Source organism: Nonomuraea cavernae, from assembly GCF_014646355.1.
Taxonomy (GTDB): Bacteria; Actinomycetota; Actinomycetes; order Streptosporangiales; family Streptosporangiaceae; genus Nonomuraea; species Nonomuraea cavernae.
The window spans coordinates 204,301-221,043 of the sequence record NZ_BMNH01000002.1 but is presented as its reverse complement, the minus strand read 5'-3'; the positions used below and the strand labels follow the sequence as shown (position 1 = coordinate 221,043).

Below are 16,743 nucleotides of genomic sequence, written 5' to 3'. Positions count from 1 at the left end.
AATCGTTAACTCGGTCAAGAGATTAACCAGGTTAACACTTTGTTAGAGTGGGCTCATGACAGGTCTGCGACAACTGCAACGGCAGCGCGTGCGTGAGGCCATCTCGGCCGCGGCCATCTCCCTCTTCCTGGAGCGCGGCTTCGACGAGGTGCCCGTGACGGAGGTGGCCGCGGCCGCGCGGGTGTCCAAGCCGACGCTGTTCAAGTACTTCCCGACCAAGGAGGACCTCGTCCTGCACCGCATCGCCGACCACCAGGGCGAGGCCGCGCGGGTGGTCAGGGAGCGCGCCCCGGGGGTGGACCCGGTGACCGCGCTGCACCGCCACTTCCTCGACGCCCTGGCCCGCCACGACCCCGTCACCGGGCTCAACGACCACCCCGAGGTGCTCGGCTACCACCGGATGGTCTTCTTCACGCCCAGCCTGGCCTCGCGGGTGTTCCACTACATGTCGCAGGACGAGGCGGCGCTCGCCGAGGCCCTGGGCGAGACCACCGACGAGCTGACCGCCGGCCTGCTGGCCGGGCAGGTGCTCGCCGTCCAGCGGGTCCTCTCCCGGCGCACCTGGCAGGCCCTCGCCGACGGGCGCCCGTTCGCCGAGGTCGAGGCCGAAGCCGTGCGCGCCGCCGACCACGCCTTCTCCCTGCTCAAGGGGTAGCGGCTCAGCCGCCTGCCCGCCGGAGAAGCCACGGGGCGGCTCACTCGCCTGGTTGACCGGGCGGCTCACTCGCCCGGCGGCCGGACGGCCCAAGAGGGCGATCACGCATCCGGCGGCCGGAGGTGATCAGGCGAGAGGGCGGGACGGTGGCAGCCGGAGGCGGTCGACGGCCTCGCGGCGGGTGCGCTCGGGACGGCGGTCGTAGCGGGCAGTGGTGGCCGGCGAGGAGTGACCGACCAGCGCCTGGGCCGTGGCCAGGTCGACGCCCGCGTCGAGCAGCTCGCCGATGAACGTGCGGCGGAAGTCGTGCGCGGTGCGCCGCGACGCGCCCGCCTGGCTGAGCCGCCGCGCCAGGATGTCGGCGATGCCCTGACCGGTCAGGCCCACCGGCCGGCCGTCACGCAGCCGCAGCCGGCCCGCCTTGCTGATCGGGCTGAACAGCGCGCCCGGCGCGCCGCCCCGCACCGCCAGCCAGCGTTCGACCAGCCCGATGGCGTCGGCCGTCAGGTAGACCATCCGCTCCTTGTCGCGCTTGCCGCGCACCCGCAGCGAGCGCGCACCGGGGTCGTAGTCGGCCAGCGCCAGCCCGCCGACCTCGGCCCGGCGGCAGCCCGTGGAGTAGAGCACCGCGATCAGCGCCGCGTCGCGCACCCCGGCCGCCGAGTCGTCGCAGGCCGCCAGGGCCGCGCCGACCACCTCGGGCGGCACGTGGTGGCCGGTGGGCAGCCGGCTCTGCCGCACCGGAGCCAGGTCCGAGGCGCGGGCGTAGTCCTCGGCGCTGCTCTGGCCGAGCCGCCACGCCTCCTTCAGCACCCGGCGCAGCGCCACCAGATGCTTGTTGACGTACGCCGCGGACCACCCCTGATCGGTCAGCATCGTACGGATGCGGACGGTGTGCTCGTAGCGCAGCAGATGCCACGGCTGGCCCGCGCCCGTGGCCGTCTCGTCGCCGGTGAGCAGGCGGGCCAGCCGGTCGAGGCACCCGCGCATCGTACGGCGCGACTCGGGACTGGTCAGCGAGTCGAGGTAGACGTGGTAGGGGTCGCGCGCCGGCTCGACGGGCGGCGCCGCCAGATCGGTCACGGCGGGCAGGCTCACCCCGCCGATCTTAACGGCGCGCTGCCGCGACCCCTCGACGTGTCCGGCGGTGGACGCTCTCGCCGCCTCGTCAGCCGCCTCGACAGGTGCCTCGTCAGCCGCCCTGACCGGCGCATGGTCTCACCGCCGCATGGTCTCAACGCCCCATGGCGGCCACACCCTCCAGGAGGCGGTCGACGTCGGAACGGTCGTTGTAGTGGACCAGGCCCGCGCGCACGGCGCTGCCCGCGTCGCGGACCCCCAGCGCGGCGGTCAGCTCCCAGGCGTAGTTGTGCCCGTTCCACACGTTGACCCGGGCCGCGGCCAGCCGCTCGGCGACCTCCCGGGGGCTCAGCCCGGCCACCGTGAAGTAGGCGGTCGCGGTGCGCCTGGCGGGCTTGCCGTAGACGGTGACGTGCGGCATCGTCTCCAGCCCCTCGACGAGCACGGCGAACAGCTCCAGCTCGTGCGCCTCGGCCGCGGCCATCGAGGCCAGCACCCGCTCGCGGCGGCTGCCCGTGCCCGGCACCATCGCGGCCAGGTGGTCCACGGCGGCGGTCACCCCGGCGAGATCGGCGAAGGCCGCGGTGCCGAGCTCGAACCGCTCGGGGACGGTGTCGACCGAGGAGGCCAGCTTGTCCGGCCTGATCCGCTCCAGCAACGCGGGGTCGGCCACGACCGCGCCGATGTGCGGGCCGGACCACTTGTAGGCGCTGGTGGCGTAGAAGTCGGCGCCCAGCGCCCGCATGTCGACCGGGCCGTGCGCGGTGGCGTGCACCCCGTCCACGTACGTCAGGGCGCCGGCCTCGTGCGCGATCGCGCAGATCGCGGCCACGTCGGGGCGGGTGCCGAGCACGTTGCTGGCGGCGCTCACGGCCACCAGGCGGGTCCGTTCGCCGATGAGTTCCCGGTACTGCTCCACCGGCAGCTCGCCGGTGACCGGGTCCACCTCGGCCCAGCGGACCGTGGCGCCCACCTGGGTCCACGGCCGGACGTTCGCGTCGTGGTCCAGCCGCGACAGCACCACCTCGTCGCCCGGCCGCCAGTCCTTGGCCAGGGCGGCCGACAGCCGGTAGGTCAGGGTCGTCATGTTGGGGCCGAGGATCACGCCGCCGGGGTGGCCGCCGACCAGGTCCGCGACGGCGGCGCGGCAGCCGGCCACGATCGCGTCGGAGCGGTGGCTGGCGGGGAAGGCGCCCCCGACGTTGCCGATGCCCGTGCGGTAGGCGCCGGAGATGGCGTCGATCACCGCCTGCGGCGTCTGGGTGCCGGCGGCGCCGTCGAGGTAGGCGTAGCCGTCGGTCAGCGCGGGATAGGCGGAACGTACGTTTTCGAGAGGGAAGAGCATGATGCGTTCATGCTCAACGGGGCGTGTCCTCAATCAGGTGAAGCGGGACACGCGTGCCCGTTCCCTTGAAGTGGTGGGCGGAGTCTGATTTGTTCGGGGTCGGAGGTGTGAGTCATGCCGCAGCTGACCGCCCTGGACGCGCAGTTCCTCCAGTTCGAGACGGCCACCAACATCGCCAACATCGCGGGGCTGGGGATCGTCGAAGGCGAGCTCGACCGTGCCGGCCTGCTGGCCCTGCTGGAGGCCCGGCTGCCGTACGTGCCGGCGCTGCGCCGCAGGCTCGCCCGCGTCCCGCTCGGCCTGGACCACCCCTACTGGGCGCAGGAGGACGATCTCGACCTCGACTACCACGTGCGCGAGCTCGGCCTGCCGTCGCCGGGTGACGACGCGCAGCTGGCCGAGCAGGTCTCCCGGTTGCACTCCCGCCGCCTCGACCGCGGCCGGCCGCTGTGGGAGATCTACCTGATCCACGGCCTGGCCGGCGGGCACACGGGTCTCTACACCAAGATCCATCACGCGGCCGTCGACGGGATCGGCGGCGCCGACGTGCTGGCCGCGCTGCTCGACACCGGCCCGGTGCCCAAGCCGCCGCCCGCCGAGCCGCCCGAGCACGACCCGCCCCCGCCGGGGCTGGCGGAGATGCTCGCCCGCGGTCTGGCCCGGCTCGCCGGCAACCCGGCGCAGGCCGTGCGGTTCGCCGCCCGCGCGGTGCCCCATCTGGACGAGATCCCCGTCGTGTCCCGGATCCCGGGCAGCGGCACGGTGTCCGGGCTGGCCCGCAGGCTGGCCGGGGCGGGACGGGCGCCCGGGCTGCCCTCGCTGCCCGCGCCGCGGACGCCGTTCAGCGGGCCCGTCTCCGAGCACCGCCGCTTCGCGTTCGTCTCCCTGCCGCTGGGCGAGATCAAGCAGGTCCGCAAGGCGCACGAGGTGACGGTCAACGACGTCGTCATGGCCGTGTGCGCCGGCGCCCTGCGCCTCTGGCTGGCGGCGCACGGCGGCGTTCCGCGCCGGCCGCTGGTGGCCGGGGTGCCGTTCTCGCTGCGGGCCACCGGGATCGAGGGCCCCGGCAACCAGGTGTCGTTCATGACCGCGCCGCTGGGCGTGCACCTGGACGATCCGCTCGCGCGGCTGCGCCAGGTGAGCCACGCCATGCGGCGGATCAAGGAGAGGTTCGCGCTCGCCCCGGCGCCGTGGCTGAGCGAGCTCAGCGAGTCGATGCCGGCCGCGCTCATGGGGCTGGCCTCGAGGTCGGCGTTCGGGCTGCTCGGACAGACCGCGCCGCCCGTCAACGTGGCCGTCTCCAACGTGCCCGGGCCGCAGCTGCCGTTGTACGTGTGCGGGGCCCGGCTGCTCGCCCACTACCCGGTCTCGGTGATCACCGACGTGAGCGGCGGGGTGAACATCACCGCCTTCTCCTACGACGGCTCGCTCGACATCGGCGTCGTCACCGACCGGGCCATGGTGCCCGACGCCTGGGAGCTGACCGGCTACCTGAGGGACGCGCTCGACGAACTGCTCAACGCGGAACCTTGACCCACTCCTCGCAACCGCCGGTCGCGAACCCGCGGTCCGTGGGGTGGACGGTGACCGTCACCGGACCGTGGGTCCTGCCGGACTCGATCAGGTCGGCGGGCAGCCCGGCGGTGGGAACCGGGCCTACCGGATCCCGGTGGAGACAGGCCCTGCGGGGGCGCGAGGGTAGGTGGTCGTCTCGGAGGGAACAAGCCGGTCAGGATGGTCTCAGCCGTCGCGGCCCGAAGATCGTGATCTCGTCCGACCCGAGCAGCGCGAACCGTTGGGTAGCTTAGGAGCAGGCCTGCGAGGAGGGTGTCTTGTCCCAAGCAGCAGAGGTTCTCGAGCTTGACGAGGTCGGCGGCGACGGCTCTCCAGCCATGAGCACCGACTCGGTCAAGACCTATCTGAAGGAGATCGGCCGGGTGCCGCTGCTCTCGGCCGAGCAGGAGATCGAGCTGGCCAAGCGCATCGAGGCCGGGCTGTTCGCGGCCGAGCGCCTGGACACCGAGCCCGACCTGTCCCGTGAGCTGCGCGACGATCTCGTGTGGATCGCCGAGGAGGGGGCGCGGGCCAAGCAACGCATGCTGGAGGCCAACCTGCGGCTGGTGGTCTCGATCGCCAAGCGCTACACCGGCCGCGGCATGCTCTTCCTGGACCTGATCCAGGAAGGAAACCTGGGCCTCATCCGCACCATCGAGAAGTTCGACTACCGCCTCGGCTTCAAGTTCTCCACCTACGCCACCTGGTGGATCAAGCAGGCCATCACCAGGGCCATGGCCGACCAGGCGCGCACCATCCGCATCCCGGTCCACATGGTGGAGCTGATCAACAAGGTCGCCAGGGTGCAGCGCCGCCTGCAGTCCGAGCTCGGCCGCGAGCCCACGCCCGAGGAGATCGCCGTCGAGGCCGACCTGCCACCGGAGCGGGTCGCCGAGGTGCAGGCCTACGGCCGCGAGCCGATCTCCCTGCACACCCCGCTCGGTGAGCAGGGTGACAGCGAGTTCGGCGACCTCATCGAGGACACCGAGGCCGTCTCCCCGGCGGAGGCGGTCTCCTTCACGCTGCTGCAGCAGCAACTGCGCTCGTTGCTCGACGAGCTCACCGAGCGCGAGGCGGGCGTGATCTCCATGAGGTACGGCCTCCGGGACGGCAAGCCGATGACGCTCGACGAGATCGGCCGCGTCTACGGCGTGACCCGCGAGCGGATCCGGCAGATCGAGGCCAAGACCATGTCCAAGCTGCGTCACCCGTCGCGCGCGATGGCCCTGCGCGACTACCTCGGCTGACGCGGAACGAACCTTTCCGCATCGCCCTCTAGCGTGGGTGCGACCACCCAGGAGGACGATGTGATCAAGTTGTCATGGCCCGAGGTCAGCGCGAGGCGGCTGGCGCGGCAGGGGCTGGACTCCCCGGCAGGCGGCACTCCGGCCGACATGGTCAGCGCCATGTGCGGGGCGCACGCCCAGGTCATGTCGGCGGCCGAGCTGTCGATCGGATCACGCCTCGACGGCGTCACCCGGACCGGGGTGCGCGAGGCGCTGTGGGACGAACGCAGCCTGGTCAAGACGCACGGCCCGCGCGGCACCGTGCATGTGCTGGCCGCCCGTGACCTGCCGATGTGGGTGGGTGCGATGTCGCGGTTGCCGGTGCAGCGAAACCCCTTCCCCGAGGATGTGAGGCTGACGCCCGCGCAGGCCGACGAGGTGGTCGAGGCGATCCGCGCCGTGCTCGACGGCGACGCGCTGACCATCGAGGAGCTGGGCGACGCGGTCGTCGGCGCCACGGGCTCCTGGGCCGGAGACCTCGTCATGCCCGCCTTTCAGACCATGTGGCCGCGCTGGCGGCAGGCGATGGCCATCGCGGCGCACCGGGGCGCGTTCGTCTTCGGGCCCGCGCGCGGGCGCAAGGTCACCTACACCCGCCCGCCGGACGGGTTCCAGCCGGTCGACGGAAGGACCGAGCTCGTCAGGCGCTATCTGACGGCCTACGGCCCCGCCACGCCCGGGCAGTTCGCCCAGTGGCTCGGGGCGCCGAAAACGTGGGCTGCGCGGCTGTTCGAGTCGGCGGACCTGGAGGAGGTCCTGTTCGAGGGCGAGCCCGCCTGGGTCGTGGCCGGTGACACCGGCGTGCCCGGCGACCCGCCGCGTGGCGTGCGGCTGCTGCCGTACTTCGACGCCTACGTCGTGGCCGGCAGGCCGCGTGAGCTGCTCTACCCGGGCGCGGCGGCGGCGCGGGCGCTGGCGGGCGGCCAGGCGGGCAACTTCCCGGTGCTGCTGGTCGACGGCACGGTGGCGGGCGTCTGGCACCAGCGCCGCTCCGGCCGGAAGATCCGCGTCACCGTCGAGCCGCTGCGCACCCTCACCTCGGCCCGGCTGCGCGAGCTCGACGAGCAGGTGGCCCGGGTCGGCGAGATCCTGGAAGGCGAGCCGGAGCTGACCATCGGCCCCGTCACCGTGGGCGCCCACGCCTGACGGGCCCGGCCCGCCGGGCTCGGTGGACGGGCACTTCCAGCTCGCGGAAGGTGGCGGTCTCGACCTTCAGCGTGGTGGCGTCGGCGGGCAGCGCGAACAGGCCCCAGAACTCCGCCGTATTGACCACGAATCCCCGCAAAAGGAGGCGTCAGTCGAGCCAGCGGTCGACCTCGGCCCGGAGCCGCGCCTTGACCGCCTCGTCGGCGAACGACGCGTCGATCGAGGCCCGCGCGAACCCGGCCAGCTCCGCGTCGTCGTACCCGAACACCTCGCGCAACCGGGTGTATTCGGCGGCCAGCGCCGTCTCGCCGTCGGTGTTGACCGTGACGACCAGCCCGGCGGCGTGCAGGCGCGGCAGCGGATGCTCGCGCAGCGAAGGGACGAACCCCAGCAGGACATTGGAGGTCGGGCAGACCTCCAGCGGAATCCGGCGCTCCCGGACCTCGTCCACCAGCGTGTCGTCGTCGAGGACGCGGATGCCGTGGCCGAGCCGCTCGGCGTGGCCGAGCGTGAGCGCCTCGCGGATGCTGGCCGCCCCCGCCGCCTCGCCGGCGTGGTGCACGAGGTGCAGGCCGGTGTCCCTGGCCGCGTCGAGCACCTCGGCGAACGGCGCCATCGGGTGGCTCTCGTCGCCGGCCAGGCCGATGCCGGCCACCGCCTCGTAGCGGGTCGCCAGCTTCAGCGTGCGCCAGAGCCGCTCGGTGGAGCGCCGCCGCGAGTGGTCGAGCAGCACCCGGCACTCGATCCCGTACTTCGCCCCCTCGGCCAGACCGTCGAGGACCGCCTCCAGCGGCATCTCCAGCGCCCCGAGCCGCTCGCCGTGGGAGGCGGCGGTGAACGTCACCTCCGCGTAGCGGGTGCCCTGCGCGGCCTCGTCCTCGCAGAACTCCAGCGCCACCCGCCGGAAGTGCTCCGCCGTGCGCAGCCGCTCGCGCACCCGGGCCCGCTGGTCGGCGAACTCGCGGAAGCTCGCGAACGGCCCCTCCGGCTCGGGCGGCCCGCCCAGCTCGCGCACGGTCTCGGGCCGTACGGTCGCCTCCAGGTGGACGTGCAGGTGCGCCTTGGGCAGCTGAGCGATGTCTCTCACGTACTCAAACCTAGAGAGCCGGGAGCGCCACGCGCACCTCCGTTTCGGACGTGAGGGACGAGCCGCCGGAAGAAGAGGAGAAAATGGCAGGCCCGGGACGTCGAGAAGCCGATGACGGCGCCGACCTCCCCGTGCACGGCCAAGGAACAGACCGGCTAAGGAGACCTGATGAAGTACATGCTGCTGATCTACAGCAACCCCGCCTCCCAGGAGGCGGTCGCGGGCAGCGTCGACGCGGTGATGGCCGAGGTCGACGCGCTGATGAAGGAGCTGAGCGAGTCGGGCGAGTGGGTCGGCGGGCAGGCGCTGGCCGAACCTGCGAGCTCCAGGACGGTGCGGGTGCGTGACGGCGCGCCCGCCGTCACCGACGGGCCGTTCCTGGAGACGAAGGAGCACCTGGCCGGCTATCTGATCGTCGACTGCGACAGCGTCGAGCGGGCCATCGAGATCGCGGCCCGCTGGCCGGACGCGCGGCTGTGCGCGATGGAGGTGCGGCCGATCATCACCGACGCCTGATGAACACCATCGAGCGACTGCTGCGCGAGCTGGCGCCTCAGGTGCTCGGCGTCCTCGTCCGCCGCTTCGGCCAGTTCGACGCGTGCGAGGACGCCGTGCAGGAGGCGCTGCTCGACGCGGCCGTGCAGTGGCCCGAGCGGGGGCTGCCCGACAGCCCGCGGGCCTGGCTGATCACGGTCGCCGGTCGCAGGATGACCGACCTGGTGCGCAGCGAGCACGCCCGCCGGCGCAGGGAGGAGACGGCAGCGGCCCGCGTGCCCGCCGACGAGTCGGTGCTGCCCGCGCCCGGTGACGAGCGGGCCTCCGACCTGGACGACACGCTGACCCTGCTGTTCCTGTGCTGCCATCCGGCGCTGTCGCGGGCCTCGCAGCTGGCGCTCACCCTGCGAGCCGTCGGCGGTCTGACGACGGCGCAGATCGCCAGCGCGTTCCTGGTGCCGGAGGCGACCATGGCACAGCGCATCAGCCGGGCCAAGCAGCGGGTCAAGGCGACCGGCGTGCCGTTCCGGCTGCCGCCCGAGCCTGAGCGGGCCGACCGGCTGCGGGTCGTGCTGCACGTGCTGTATCTGATCTTCAACGAGGGCTACACCGCCACGAGCGGGCCCGAGCTGCACCGCACCGAGCTGACCCGCGAGGCGATCCGGCTGGCCCGGGCCCTGCGGCGGCTGCTGCCCGCCGACGGTGAGGTGGCCGGGCTGCTGGCGCTCATGCTGCTCACCGACGCGCGCCGCCCCGCCCGCACCGGCCCCGGCGGGCGGCTGATCCCGCTCGCCGAGCAGGACCGCGCGCTGTGGGACGGGCAGGCCATCGCCGAGGGGGTCGCGCTCGTCACCGAGGCGCTGTCCACCTCGCCCGTCGGGCCCTACCAGGTGCAGGCGGCGATCGCGGCCGTGCACGACGAGGCGGCGAAGGCCGAGGACACCGACTGGCGGCAGATCCTCGCCCTGTACGGGGTGCTGGCCGGGCTGGACGACAACCCGGTCGTCAGGCTCAACCACGCGGTCGCCGTCGCCATGGTGCGCGGGCCCCGGGCCGGGCTCGACCTGCTCGACGGCCTGGCCGGCGACGCGCGGATCTCCGGGCACCACCGGCTGGCGTCGGTGCGCGCCCACCTGCTGGAGATGGCCGGCGACGTGGACGCGGCCGTGGCCGGCTACCGCGAGGCCGCCCGGCTCACCACCAGCCTGCCCGAGCAGCGCTACCTGGAGGGCCGGGCCGCCCGCCTGTCGTGAGGGCCTCCCGATCCGCTTCTCAGGGGAGGCGCAGTCCTGCGATGACGAGTGCGACCAGGCGGCGTGCGTCGTAGCGGGGATCGTGCTCGGCGCCGATGCAGAGGTTTCCGATGCCGCGCATGAGCTCGTAGGCCTCCAGGTCGGAGCGGATCTCGCCAGAACCGGCCGCCGCGTCGAGCAGCCGGGCGCACACGGGAACGAGGCGGTCGAGAAAGTAGGCGTGCAACGTCTCGAAGCCGGTGTTGTCCGACTGCAGCACGGCGGCGAGTCCGTGCTTGGTGGCCAGGAAGTCGACGAACAGGTTGATCCAGCGCCCCAGCGCGGCGTAAGGGGTCGCGCTGGACGCCAGCAGGGCCGGACCGGCCTCGGCGCAGGCTTCGACCTGATGCCGGTAGACGGCGATGATGAGATCCGCCCGGGTCGGGAAGTGGCGGTAGATGGTGGCCGTCCCGACGCCGGCCTCGGCCGCGATGTCGCGGATCGGGGCTTCCACACCTGACCTGACGAAGATCGAGGCGGCCGCGTCGAGCAGGGTCTCCTCGTTGCGCCGGGCGTCCGCCCGTTTGGGCCGGGCGGCGCGCCCTGAGCCTCGGTCGCCGTCGTTCATCGCGTCGTTCCCTCCAGTGCCGGGCTTGCTAAACGGGACAGCGTCCCATATCGTCAAACGGGACAACGTTCCGCTTACTCATGATGCCAGAGCGGGGGCCCGTCGACCACCCCGGACGACGCTCCCGCCGGCGGATCGGCCGTGACGCCGGAGCGGAACGGCCTGTCATCACCTGGCCGTGACGCCGCTCGGCGACGACCCGCGCCGCGTCACCCGCCGACCCCGTCAACCGTGAGAGAGGTCTACCTGTGAGCGAATCAGCCTTGGCGATCCCGGACATGGTCACGAGCGCGCCCGCTCCGATCATCTCGGCGAAGCCGGTCGTGCTGCCGGCCCCCGGCCGCGGTGAGGATCTGCGGGTACGCGTGTCCGCGCCCGCCCACGGCCACGACTTGCCGATCATCGTGTTCTCGCACGGCTTCGGCTGGTCGATGGACGGCTACGGCCCGTTGGCCGACTTCTGGGCCGCCCACGGCTTCGTGGTGATCCAACCCACCCATCTCGACTCGAGGACGCTGAACCTTCCTCCTGACGACCCCCGTACCCCCCTGATCTGGCGGTTCCGGGTCGAGGACCTGAAGCGCGTCCTCGACCGGCTCGATCTCGTCGAAGCCTCCGTTCCCGGCCTCGGCGGGCGCCTGGATCGGAGCCGCATCGCCGCGGCCGGACACTCCTGGGGCGCCCAGACGGCGAGCGTGCTGCTGGGCGCGCGGGTCCTCGATCCCGACGGCGGAGCGGGAGAGGACCTGTCCGACCCCCGGATCAAGGCGGGTGTGCTGCTCGCTCTGCCCGGCCTGGGCGGTGCCGACCTGACTCCGTTCGCGGCCGAGCACTTCCCCTTCATGAATCCGGGCTTCGCCACCATGACCACGCCGGCCCTCGTGGTCGCGGGGGACCGGGACCGATCGCCCCTGTCCGTCAGGGGGGCGGACTGGTTCACCGACCCGTACGTCCTGAGCCCGGGAGGCAAGAGCCTGCTCACTCTGTTCGGCGCCGAACACTCGCTCGGCGGGATCCCCGGCCACGCCGTCACGGAGACGACGGACGAGAACCCCGGACGGGTCGCCCTGATCCAGCGGCTCACCTCGGCCTACCTTCGCTCCGCGCTCGACCCCGAGGACTCCAGCTGGCCGGCGGCGCGCACGGCCTTGGCGGAGAGCGCCGAGCCGCTGGGGCGCATCGACTCCAGGTGAGGCTCGACAGAGCGACGATCGGCGGCGCGCCGCCGATCGTCGAAGGGGGCCGGAAGGGTGACGACGACTCCATGTCATGCGAACTTCCCTTAGATTCCCTCAATGCGCCATACTAGGGAATGTTATGGAGCAATACACCGTTGATCAGGCGGCCGAGCGGCTGGGCCTGCACGTCAAGACCGTCCGCGCGTACATACGTGACGGGCGGCTCAAGGCGGTCAAGGTCGGCAGGCGCTACCGGATCGCCCGTCAGGAGCTGGAGGCGTTCGCCGGGCTCCCGGAGTCGCCGGAGCCCGGCCGTCACGTGGAGGCGTCCTCCATCGTGCAGATCGACGGGATCGGCCGGGCCGAGATGGACCGGCTGAGCACCATGGTCATCGGTTCCGTCACGAGCGGCCCGCAGCGACTGAACGTCCAGGTCGTGTACGACGAGGACCGCGCCCATCTGAAGATCATCATCCTGGGAGACCTGGAGCCGGGCGCCCAGTTGCTCAGGATCATCGACGCGTTGACGAGGGAACAGCTGTGAACACACCGCCCGACGACCCGCCCGCCCGGCTCACGTACGGGCAGGTCCTCCTCTGCGAGCCGGAGGGGACACCCCTGCGCGAGGAGAGGGACGCCCTCGACCTCATCGGCGAGGCCGGCCACCAGGGTGCCCGCTGGGTCGCCATCCCGGCCGGGCGGCTGCACGACGACTTCTACCGGCTGCGTACCCGGGTCGCCGGCGACCTCGTGCAGAAGTTCGCCAACTACCGGATCGGCGTGGCCATCGTGGGCGACATATCCCGCCACACCGCCGCCAGCACCGCCCTCCAGGACTGGGTGCGCGAGTCCAACCGGGGCGCCCAGATCTGGTTCGTCGACGACCTGGACGAGCTGGGCCGCCGGCTGGAGGAGCGCTCACCCGGCCGGTGAGGCCGTGGGGAAGGCGTGCCGGCGCGTGGCGGCGACGACGAGCGCGGCGGCGGCCAGGGGGAGCGCGGTCCACGGCAGGGCCCCCGCGCCGGCCGTCTCCAGCACGACGCCACCGGTCAGCGAGCCGGCCGCGATGCCGGCGTTGTAGACGGTGGTCTGCAGAGAGGTGGCCACGTCCGCGTTGGCCGGACCGGAGGCGCCGATCAGGGCCGACTGCAGCAGGGTCGGCGCCCCGCCGAAGGCGGCTCCCCACAGGGCGGCCGCCACGAGCAGCACCGCGGCGGAGCGCCCGGCCAAGCCCAGGGCGAGCATCGCGGCCGCGACCAGGACGAGCGCGGCCAGCAGCGTCGCCCGTGGCCGCCGGTCCACCAGGACGCCGGTGACCCAGACGCCGGCCACCGTGGCGACGCCGAAGACGAGCAGCACCACGCTCGTCCGCGCGACGCCGTCCGCGAGCGGCGCGAGGTAGGTGTAGACCGCCTGGTGGGCCAGCAGCACGACCAGGGTGACGGCCAGGACGGTCCGGATGCCGGGCAGCGTGGTCACGCGGCGCAGCGGCAGCCGCTCGGCGGCGGGCTCGCCGGGAAAGTCGGGCACCTTCCAGCACACCCAGGCCACCAGGACGAGCGCCCCGGCGGCCAGAACGGCGAACGCGGCCCGCCAACCGGCGGCGGTGGCCAGCGCGGTGCCGGCCGGGATGCCCAGGCAGAGCGCGACCGTGATGCCGGCCGAGACGATGGCGATGGCCCGGCCACGCCGCTCCGGAGCGACCATGCGCGCCGCGTAGCCGACGAGCATCGCCCACAGCGTGCCGCCCATGACGCCGGCCAGCACCCGGGCCCCGAACGTCAGCGGGTAGGACGACGACAGGGCGGTGACGGCGTTCAGCAGCGCGAAGCCGGTCAGCAGACCGGCCAGCACCGGGCGGCGGCGCAGGCCGCGCAGCGCCGCGGTGACCGGGATCGCGGCCAGGAACGAGGCGACGGCGTAGCCGGTCACCAGAAACCCGACGGCGCCCTGCGGCACGCCAAGGGCCTGGCTCATCTGGGGCAGCAGCCCGGCCGGGAGCAACTCGGTCATCACCGCGGTGAACGCGGCGGCGAACAGGGCCAGCAGCCCGCCCAGCGGCAGCTTGGCGGTCTCGGCGGCGGCGGCGGGGGCGGGCGGGGTGGAGGCGACAGGCATGCGACCATGGTCAAACCTTCACATCGATGTGAAGGCAAATCCTCCGGACGGGGTGTTCATGCGCATCGGCCAGCTTTCCCGGCGCACCGGCGTGCCGGCCAGGATGCTGCGCTACTACGAGGAGCAGGACCTGCTGCATCCCGAGAGGGCCGCCAACGGCTACCGCCTGTACGACGCCGCCGCGGTCCACCGGGTCCAGCAGATCCGGGGGCTGCTCGACTCCGGCCTCACCACGGAGATCATCCGCAGGATCCTGCCCTTCCTCGACCGGCCCGGCGAGATCCACCCGGGCTGTCTGAGCGACGAGGTCGCCGCGCTGCTGAAGGAGGAGGCCGATCGGATCACGCAGCGCGTCGAGTGCCTGAGCCGCAACCGCGACGCCATCCTCGCCTACCTCGCCGCCGTCCAACGGGACGGCGACCCGGCGCCGCCCTCGGTGCGGTAGCCGCGCCGCCGCCGAAACACGGGCGTGCGCGGGCCGGATTCTGTGTCGCATCGCCGCGCTCAGCGCACCAGCCCCGGCACCACGTTCAGGCCGTTCTTGCGCACCGCGAACAGCTCCCTGCTCTTGCCCGTCCGCACATCCACCGCGTAGACCACCGGCGCAGTCCCGCCGGGAGACTCGGGGACGGCCAGCAAGGTTACCTCTGTGGCGTTCAACCAGCTCCCGAGCCTCGAGGGATGGAACCCTTCCGGCAGCCCGGAGATCGAGGTACGGCTCTCCCGATCGGCCTGCGTCGCACTGAAGGTCACGAGAGACCCGTCCCGCTGCACCATCGGTCGCCGATCCCGGTCGACGGTCTGTCCCAGCCGGGCGAGCGTCTGCCCGTCAGGTGCGAGGCTGCTGTAGTAGTACGTGAAGTCCCGGATGGTGATCGGGTCATGGCCGAGCACCCACACCTGGCTGGTCATGTCGTATGGCTTGGCCAGCACGACGGGTCCCGAACCGTCCGACACGCTCACCGGCCACCATCCCCGCTTGAGGTTGGTCACCGTCCCGCGCTCCACGTCCACCAGCTTGTTCGGCTCCCGCCGGCCGCCCCACCCCGAGACGACGAACCGCAGCCCGTTAGGCGACAGCCGCAGCGCGTACTCAACCACGAAGTCTTCCGCGGGCTGCTTCAGCGGCGCCTGCCACGTCTTGCCGCTCGCCAGATCGCGTACGACGATGCCGCGATGCTTCGAGCTGTAGTACGCGATCCTGCGGCCGTCTGCCGTGACCTCCAGCGGCCCGGTCGCTTCCTTGCCCAGCCGGTAGGTGTCGCCCTGGCGCGTCACGATCTGCCAAGGACTGCCGGTGCACGAGCTACCGACGCAGCGCGGCCGGAAGGCCTGCTCCACCGGCCCGACTCCTTTCGCGGGCAACGGGAGGGCCTTGGTCTCCGGCGGTACGAGCACGATCGGGGGCGTCGGCCGCACCTGCGGCAGTATGGCTCCGCCGCCGAGCGCGACCAGGCAGGTCACGGCGGCGGCTACCACGGCCCGCCGGGCGGCGCGCCTCCTGCGCGCCCCCCGCACCGCCTGTGCCGCCAGATCGACGGTGGGCGCCTGCTCGGCCAGCGCGTGCAGGTCCTCGCGCAACGTGCGATTCATCGGTACACCTCCTTCGGGGCGAGCGCGCGCAGCTTGGACAGCGCGTAGCTGGTCTGGCTCTTGACGGTGCCGATCGAGACGCCCATGAGCTGCGCGGTCTCGTGCTCTGAGCGGTCCTCGTAGAAGCGCAGCACGATCACGGCCCGCTGCTTCGGCGTGAGCTTCGCCAGCGCGTGGCGCAGGACGAGACGGCGCACGGTCGCCTCGTCGTGTGGCTGCCCCGGCTCGGCCGGCTCCGGCAGCTCGGCCGCCGGTAACTCGACCTGCTTGCGCCTGCGCCACGAGATGGTCTGATTCACCAGAGCCTTACGGGCGTAGGCCTCGGGATTGCCGCCCTTGGCGAGCTTCGTCCAGTGCGAAGCGACACGGGTGAGGACCGTCTGCAGCAGGTCCTCAGCGAGATGGGGGTTCCCGGTGAGCAGATACGCCGTCCGCATCAGCGACTGCTGACGTGTGCGTACGAACTCATGGAACCCCTCGTAACGGTCCATGTATCGAATCAACTCCGGCGAGGGGCTCCAGGTTGGAATGCCTAACGTAGTCCCCAGCAGACAGGGGTTCGGGCTCCCACCACGCCGGCCCGCAGCAGGTCGGAGACGCCCTTGCGAGCCGTGCCGACCATCTTGGCCAGAAATGAGCACACCGGGCCGGATGGGAGATTTCTTCACCGCTACCGGGACCCTGAAGTGACCAAGGTCCCGGCGCGGCGGGGTCCTGTGGCCCTGATCAAGGGGGGCCCGAAACGATGTACTTGGGGTGCGAGCAGAACGCCCCCCAAGGAGAGGAAGCAGTCATGGCCACCATGGTCCACACCCCCGCCACGGAGACCGGTGCCATCACCAGCCGCCGCCCCGCCGACTACGTCTGGGCGATCACCCGGATCTCGCTCGGCTGGATCTTCCTGTGGGCGTTCCTGGACAAGACCTTCGGCTGGGGATTCGCCACTCCCGCCGAGCGGGCCTGGGTCGCGGGTGGCAGCCCGACGACCGGCTTCCTCAAGGGCACCGGTGAGAACGCGCTCGGCGGCTTCTTCGGCTCGCTGGCCGGACAGGTCTGGGTGGACTGGCTGTTCATGATCGGCCTGCTCGGCATCGGCACCGCGCTCGTCCTCGGCGTCGGCCTGCGGATCGCCGCCGCCACCGGCAGCCTCCTGATGGTCATGATGTGGGCCGCGGCCCTGCCCCTGACCACCAACCCCTTCATGGACGACCACATCATCTACGCGATCGTGATGGTCGGCCTGGCCCTGGCCGGCGCCGGCACCACGCTCGGCCTGGGCAACCTGCCGATCGTCCGGCGCACCGCCTGGCTGAAGTAGCGGCCACGACCGCGACGCCCACCTCCGG

Annotated in this window: 19 protein-coding genes and 1 pseudogene; 11 read left to right on the top strand and 9 right to left on the bottom strand. The window is 72.4% G+C overall.

From position 1 onward, the window contains the following. The first annotated feature begins 55 nt into the window (after positions 1–55). Complete coding sequence (locus IEY82_RS05300; protein WP_189122832.1) at positions 56–655, top strand: TetR/AcrR family transcriptional regulator; 600 nt, start codon at positions 56–58, stop codon at positions 653–655. A gap of 126 nt (positions 656–781) precedes the next feature. Here IEY82_RS05300 and IEY82_RS05295 read toward each other — a convergent pair whose 3' ends face one another. Continuing rightward, complete coding sequence (locus IEY82_RS05295) at positions 782–1,753, bottom strand: tyrosine-type recombinase/integrase (protein WP_189122831.1); 972 nt, start codon at positions 1,751–1,753, stop codon at positions 782–784. Positions 1,754–1,889: 136 nt separating this feature from the next. Next, positions 1,890–3,080: a cysteine desulfurase-like protein gene (locus tag IEY82_RS05290; protein ID WP_189122830.1), complete on the bottom strand. Its 1,191-nt coding sequence runs from the start codon at positions 3,078–3,080 to the stop codon at positions 1,890–1,892. A gap of 114 nt (positions 3,081–3,194) precedes the next feature. On the opposite strand from IEY82_RS05290, the gene IEY82_RS05285 reads away from it, so the two are divergent. Beyond that, the gene (locus IEY82_RS05285) at positions 3,195–4,613 is read left to right on the top strand and encodes a WS/DGAT/MGAT family O-acyltransferase (RefSeq protein WP_189122829.1); all 1,419 of its coding nucleotides are present in this window, start codon (positions 3,195–3,197) and stop codon (positions 4,611–4,613) included. Here the strand turns inward: IEY82_RS05285 and IEY82_RS40535 are convergent. Continuing rightward, on the bottom strand, positions 4,597–4,701 hold the full coding sequence (locus tag IEY82_RS40535; RefSeq protein WP_506336431.1) for an Rv1352/Rv1906c domain-containing protein: 105 nt from the start codon (positions 4,699–4,701) through the stop codon (positions 4,597–4,599). The genes IEY82_RS05285 and IEY82_RS40535 overlap by 17 nt on opposite strands. 274 nt (positions 4,702–4,975) lie before the next feature. Between IEY82_RS40535 and IEY82_RS05280 the strand changes: the two are divergent. Next, a pseudogene (locus IEY82_RS05280) lies at positions 4,976–5,881 on the top strand (RNA polymerase sigma factor); the annotation flags it as partial. A 60-nt stretch (positions 5,882–5,941) separates the two neighbouring features. Further along, entirely contained in the window at positions 5,942–7,066 is a 1,125-nt protein-coding gene (locus IEY82_RS05275) for a winged helix DNA-binding domain-containing protein (protein WP_225262265.1), read from the top strand. On the opposite strand, the gene IEY82_RS05270 is transcribed toward IEY82_RS05275, so the two are convergent. After that, complete coding sequence (locus tag IEY82_RS05270) at positions 7,044–7,193, bottom strand: hypothetical protein (RefSeq protein WP_189122828.1); 150 nt, start codon at positions 7,191–7,193, stop codon at positions 7,044–7,046. The two genes, IEY82_RS05275 and IEY82_RS05270, sit on opposite strands and share 23 nt — an antisense overlap. A gap of 21 nt (positions 7,194–7,214) precedes the next feature. Then, positions 7,215–8,153, bottom strand: a complete 939-nt coding sequence (gene add, locus IEY82_RS05265; protein ID WP_189122827.1) for an adenosine deaminase — start codon at positions 8,151–8,153, stop codon at positions 7,215–7,217. A 168-nt stretch (positions 8,154–8,321) separates the two neighbouring features. Between add and IEY82_RS05260 the strand changes: the two genes are divergently transcribed. Both IEY82_RS05260 and IEY82_RS05255 read left to right on the top strand, forming a co-directional pair. Then, positions 8,322–8,669: a YciI family protein gene (locus IEY82_RS05260; protein ID WP_189122826.1), complete on the top strand. Its 348-nt coding sequence runs from the start codon at positions 8,322–8,324 to the stop codon at positions 8,667–8,669. Continuing rightward, positions 8,669–9,901 (top strand): RNA polymerase sigma factor, encoded by a 1,233-nt coding sequence (locus tag IEY82_RS05255; protein WP_189122825.1) that lies wholly within the window; start codon positions 8,669–8,671, stop codon positions 9,899–9,901. The genes IEY82_RS05260 and IEY82_RS05255 overlap by 1 nt, the downstream gene beginning before the upstream one ends. Positions 9,902–9,920: 19 nt before the next feature. Here the strand turns inward: IEY82_RS05255 and IEY82_RS05250 are convergent, their stop codons facing one another. Next, positions 9,921–10,508: a TetR/AcrR family transcriptional regulator gene (locus IEY82_RS05250; RefSeq protein WP_189122824.1), complete on the bottom strand. Its 588-nt coding sequence runs from the start codon at positions 10,506–10,508 to the stop codon at positions 9,921–9,923. A 278-nt stretch (positions 10,509–10,786) separates the two neighbouring features. Here IEY82_RS05250 and IEY82_RS05245 point away from each other — a divergent pair, with 278 nt between their 5' ends. From IEY82_RS05245 to IEY82_RS05235, 3 genes are all read left to right on the top strand, one after another. After that, positions 10,787–11,701, top strand: coding sequence for an alpha/beta hydrolase family protein (locus IEY82_RS05245; protein WP_189123119.1), 915 nt, complete (start codon positions 10,787–10,789; stop codon positions 11,699–11,701). Between the two features lie 124 nt (positions 11,702–11,825). Further along, positions 11,826–12,230 carry a helix-turn-helix domain-containing protein gene (locus IEY82_RS05240; RefSeq protein WP_189122823.1) on the top strand — a complete coding sequence of 135 codons (405 nt, stop codon included), beginning with the start codon at positions 11,826–11,828 and terminating at the stop codon, positions 12,228–12,230. After that, positions 12,227–12,619 carry a DUF4180 domain-containing protein gene (locus IEY82_RS05235; protein ID WP_189122822.1) on the top strand — a complete coding sequence of 131 codons (393 nt, stop codon included), beginning with the start codon at positions 12,227–12,229 and terminating at the stop codon, positions 12,617–12,619. Before IEY82_RS05240 ends, IEY82_RS05235 begins: the two co-directional genes overlap by 4 nt. Here the strand turns inward: IEY82_RS05235 and IEY82_RS05230 are convergent. Continuing rightward, positions 12,605–13,804 carry an MFS transporter gene (locus tag IEY82_RS05230; RefSeq protein WP_189122821.1) on the bottom strand — a complete coding sequence of 400 codons (1,200 nt, stop codon included), beginning with the start codon at positions 13,802–13,804 and terminating at the stop codon, positions 12,605–12,607. The two genes, IEY82_RS05235 and IEY82_RS05230, sit on opposite strands and share 15 nt — an antisense overlap. 58 nt (positions 13,805–13,862) lie before the next feature. On the opposite strand from IEY82_RS05230, the gene IEY82_RS05225 reads away from it, so the two are divergent. Further along, positions 13,863–14,249: a MerR family transcriptional regulator gene (locus IEY82_RS05225; RefSeq protein ID WP_189122820.1), complete on the top strand. Its 387-nt coding sequence runs from the start codon at positions 13,863–13,865 to the stop codon at positions 14,247–14,249. 59 nt (positions 14,250–14,308) lie between these two features. Here IEY82_RS05225 and IEY82_RS05220 read toward each other — a convergent pair whose 3' ends face one another. Continuing rightward, the gene (locus IEY82_RS05220) at positions 14,309–15,397 is read right to left on the bottom strand and encodes a hypothetical protein (protein WP_189122819.1); all 1,089 of its coding nucleotides are present in this window, start codon (positions 15,395–15,397) and stop codon (positions 14,309–14,311) included. Continuing rightward, a complete protein-coding gene (locus IEY82_RS05215; protein ID WP_189122818.1) occupies positions 15,394–15,888 on the bottom strand; it encodes a SigE family RNA polymerase sigma factor in 495 nt (164 codons plus the stop codon). The genes IEY82_RS05220 and IEY82_RS05215 overlap by 4 nt, the downstream gene beginning before the upstream one ends. A 302-nt stretch (positions 15,889–16,190) precedes the next feature. Between IEY82_RS05215 and IEY82_RS05210 the strand changes: the two genes are divergently transcribed. After that, positions 16,191–16,715, top strand: a complete 525-nt coding sequence (locus tag IEY82_RS05210; protein ID WP_189122817.1) for a hypothetical protein — start codon at positions 16,191–16,193, stop codon at positions 16,713–16,715. Positions 16,716–16,743 lie beyond the last annotated feature (28 nt).